The organism is Hominimerdicola alba 8 (assembly GCF_000178155.2).
In the GTDB taxonomy this organism is placed as follows: domain Bacteria; phylum Bacillota; class Clostridia; order Oscillospirales; family Ruminococcaceae; genus Hominimerdicola; species Hominimerdicola alba_C.
In genome coordinates this window covers 1-3,337 of record NZ_ADKM02000028.1, presented here as the reverse complement: position 1 = coordinate 3,337, position 3,337 = coordinate 1, and the positions used below count along the sequence as shown (strand labels likewise).

The following is a 3,337-nucleotide window of genomic DNA, read 5'->3' as shown; positions in this document are numbered from 1 at the left end:
GTAAGCTGTTCCTTCTTGTGGTATAACCGATTTTGCTTGTAATACCGCAATATCTGAAAGTGTGCTGACCTTCCAGCCTTTGGGGATTTCCCTTTGAAGTTCATCACACCACACCATTGTACCACCCGAAGCCCGATACGGCTTGCCGTTCTCATCAGGAAAATCGAACTGCGTGAACCAATAGTCGTACAACAGCTTGAGCTGGTGCTGTAAATTATCGTTTATCTGAATATTATTTCGTATCTTACAGTCGATAGTCCATAGAAAATGTGCTATCTTCTTTTGTGTAGGAATATCAGGTAAGGAAACTTCTACATCGTATATCTTTTCCGGAGAAGTATGCTTGACCTTTGTACCTGATGAAGTGCGACTTATCTGCTCTCTCACACTTTTGGTCATAAAAAGGTAGTATGCAAACATTTTTGTGATATGCTTTTCGTCACACGTTATAAGTCCAATTCGCTGATTATGAAGATACCTATTATCTTTTGGAACAATAGCTGTACTCCCAAGTAAACCTGCTGCCTGTTCAGTCATAGCAACAATCAAATCGCCCTTTTTGCAAAGGTATTCGTGGGGATATTCTCCGGTGTAGTATCTTTCACGTTCATCGTTATATTTGAAGCCACCAGCCTCATAAAAGTTGCCAGGTGTCAATATGCTTTGCTCTCCACTTTCAGCAAAAAACTCTCCCTTAAAAGCCCAACCGTGCTTTATTGTTAGGCATTCACCTAATTTACTCATACTTCACCTTGCCTAACTGCTTCATGATCTCAGCTTGCAGAGCATTACCTTCATCGAAGAATGATTGCAGCTCAGTCTTGAATGCCGACATTTTAGCTTCAAACTCTTCTTGCGTAAGCTCAACATACTCTATCTTGACATCGAAATACTGTCCTGCTGCGAGAGAATACTTCTTTGAGATTATTTCCTCATAGGTGACTGCCACCGAGAAATCATCCACAGCTTCTTTGTTGCGGAATGTTGTAATGATCTTCTCTATCTCCTCTGGGCGAAGCCTGCGCTTCTGCAAATTGCCGTCCTTGTATTCCTCACCGAGCTTTGAAGCGTCGATCAATACAACTCTGTCTGCCGTCCGTGAATTATCGAAGAACAGAACGGAAACATTAGTGCCAGTGTTCGCAAATACGTTAGACGGCATACTTACTGCACCATATACGATATGATCTTCAACGAGCTTTTTGAGGACAGCACCCTCAACACTGCTCTTTGCAGTAAGAAATCCCGTAGGTACAACGATAGCGCCCTTACCTGTCTTTTTCAGAGAATTTACAACGTGCTGAATGAAGCAAGTATAGATAGCCATACTCTCTTTTTTCTTCGCAGGGACTTTCGGAACGCCAGCCCAAAATCTTGCAGGCATTGCAGCGATTTTCTCCCTGGTATCGGAGAAATCCATTTTGAAAGGCGGATTGGATACCACATAATCAAAAGTTCTGAGGGATTGACCGTCATCGCTCTTATGGTACGGAGCAACAAGTGTATCGCCCTGGATAGCGTGATCGAGCGAAGATACAAGACCGTTCAGTATCAGATTGAGTTTCAGCATCTTGTTACTGCGTTGGGAAATATCCTGAGCGAAGATAGTACACCTGTCCTCACCGATCTGATGACCGAGAGCCATTAACAGCGTACCTGTACCAGCGGACGGATCGTAGCACTCTATGTTATGCAAGTCGGCATCATCACCGACCAAAAGCCTTGCCATAATGGTAGCGATAGCGTGAGGAGTATAGTATTCTGCATACTTACCACCGCCTGCTGTGTTGTAATCCTTGATAAGATACTCAAAGATAGCGGCAAAGAAGTCATAATGCTCCGAGAATGTTTCCTCAAAGGAGAAGTTTACGAGCTTGTCCACCAACGCACGGGCAAACGGCGCTCTCTGAGCTTCATCGGTAACGTATTGAGTAAGCCGTTCAAACAGCGGAATTTTGGTGTTCTGAGTGGTCTGTGTGGAGAATATATCTATATTCTTATCGGCTATGTCGATCATCGTCTGGTCGAAGATAAGGTCAAAATCGCCCTTAGCCTGCTGATTCCACAGGTGCGAGATAAGGTGTTCGGGATTAAGACGAGGAATATCGGGATTCATCGTGTCGAACAAGTCCTCACGTTCATCTTCCGAAAGCTCCGAATAAGCGATCTCCCACTTTTCAGCCGAAGCAATACGCTTGTCGAGCTTCTTGATCTCATAGCCAAATTTATCATTCAGGTACTTATACAGGAATACCTGAGTAATGATCTTATACTCGTTGCCGTCATTTCCCATACCATAGGTCTGACAAGTTGATTTCAGCGAGTCGATAAGTGATATTGTTTTTTCTTTTATCTGCAAATCCATTGATTATACTCCTTATTGTCAAGCACCTGGATATGTTGCATTATACTGAGTGAGATACTGAGAGGATATACGGGACTGAATGAATACTCTGTCATCTCTGGTACCCTTTATGCCCAATGTGTCCATACCTTGCTTGATTTGTGACATAACAGTCTGCTCAAAGTAAGCGTCTTTCTTCAAAATATCGTTGCGGTCAAAGACTTTCTGATCTATGTCGAGTTTGATAGCTTTCAGCGCTTCCAAGATTTCTTCCTCATAGCCGGAGATTATGGGGGAAGCTCCTCTTGCTTTCCTCTGAGCGTTTTCTTCTCTTATCCTCTTATGCACTCTTGCAAATTTGGCATCACCGTTGTATTTTCGCATAAGAGCCTTATTTCTTTTCTGAAGCTCAGCCAGTTTTTTGAGGACTTCATTTAACGCCTTAGAACACTCCATTACTTCATGGATATTATCAAATGCGAAGCCGAACTCCTTGAATCTCTGCATAAACGCTTCTCTTATGGAGATAAATTCGGGATCGTCCTGGTCTATATTCTCCGTAAAGGACTGTATCGTCCGGCGCCATTTTTCGTGGAACTCCTCTTTGCTCATGAAGCCCATCTGCAATTCCTCATCACCGATCTTTGAGAAATTAAAGGTAATGTCCTGCATTGCTTCATTGATAAGCTGTCTTGTGGAGTCATCGCTGTCAAAGGCCTTCTTTTTGATTTATCGTGTCAATCTGTCGCTGAACCTTCTCGTATCATTTTCGGGAAGTCTTGTGGATTTCGAGCTTTGGCAAAGGCTTGTTTTCAGCTCATCATCCGCCAAAGGTGCGGACTACATTACAGCAGTCACGGGCAGAGATAAGCACTTTTTTCAGCTTAATAAGCTCCTGCTTGTCCTCTATCGTGGATATTTCGGAACTGAACTCCTCAACATTATCTGTTGTATAGTCAAAGAGAACTTGGCCCGTACCTCACGCATCTGCTT

4 protein-coding genes are annotated in these 3,337 nt (G+C 43.3%); 1 reads left to right on the top strand and 3 read right to left on the bottom strand.

Annotated elements, in window-relative coordinates:
* The 3 genes from CUS_RS02430 to CUS_RS02420 form a co-directional block, all read right to left on the bottom strand.
* Positions 1-744 (bottom strand): restriction endonuclease subunit S (locus tag CUS_RS02430; protein WP_002847337.1); only part of this gene is annotated, 744 nt, incomplete at its 3' end.
* Positions 737-2,365 (bottom strand): HsdM family class I SAM-dependent methyltransferase, encoded by a 1,629-nt coding sequence (locus CUS_RS02425; protein WP_002847335.1) that lies wholly within the window; start codon positions 2,363-2,365, stop codon positions 737-739. The genes CUS_RS02425 and CUS_RS02430, both read right to left, overlap by 8 nt.
* An 18-nt stretch (positions 2,366-2,383) precedes the next feature.
* On the bottom strand, positions 2,384-3,016 hold the full coding sequence (locus tag CUS_RS02420; protein WP_157769484.1) for a hypothetical protein: 633 nt from the start codon (positions 3,014-3,016) through the stop codon (positions 2,384-2,386).
* 109 nt (positions 3,017-3,125) lie between these two features.
* Between CUS_RS02420 and CUS_RS20155 the strand changes: the two genes are divergently transcribed.
* Positions 3,126-3,337, top strand: a 212-nt coding sequence (locus tag CUS_RS20155; RefSeq protein ID WP_207635691.1) for a hypothetical protein, incomplete at its 3' end; no start/stop codon positions are given.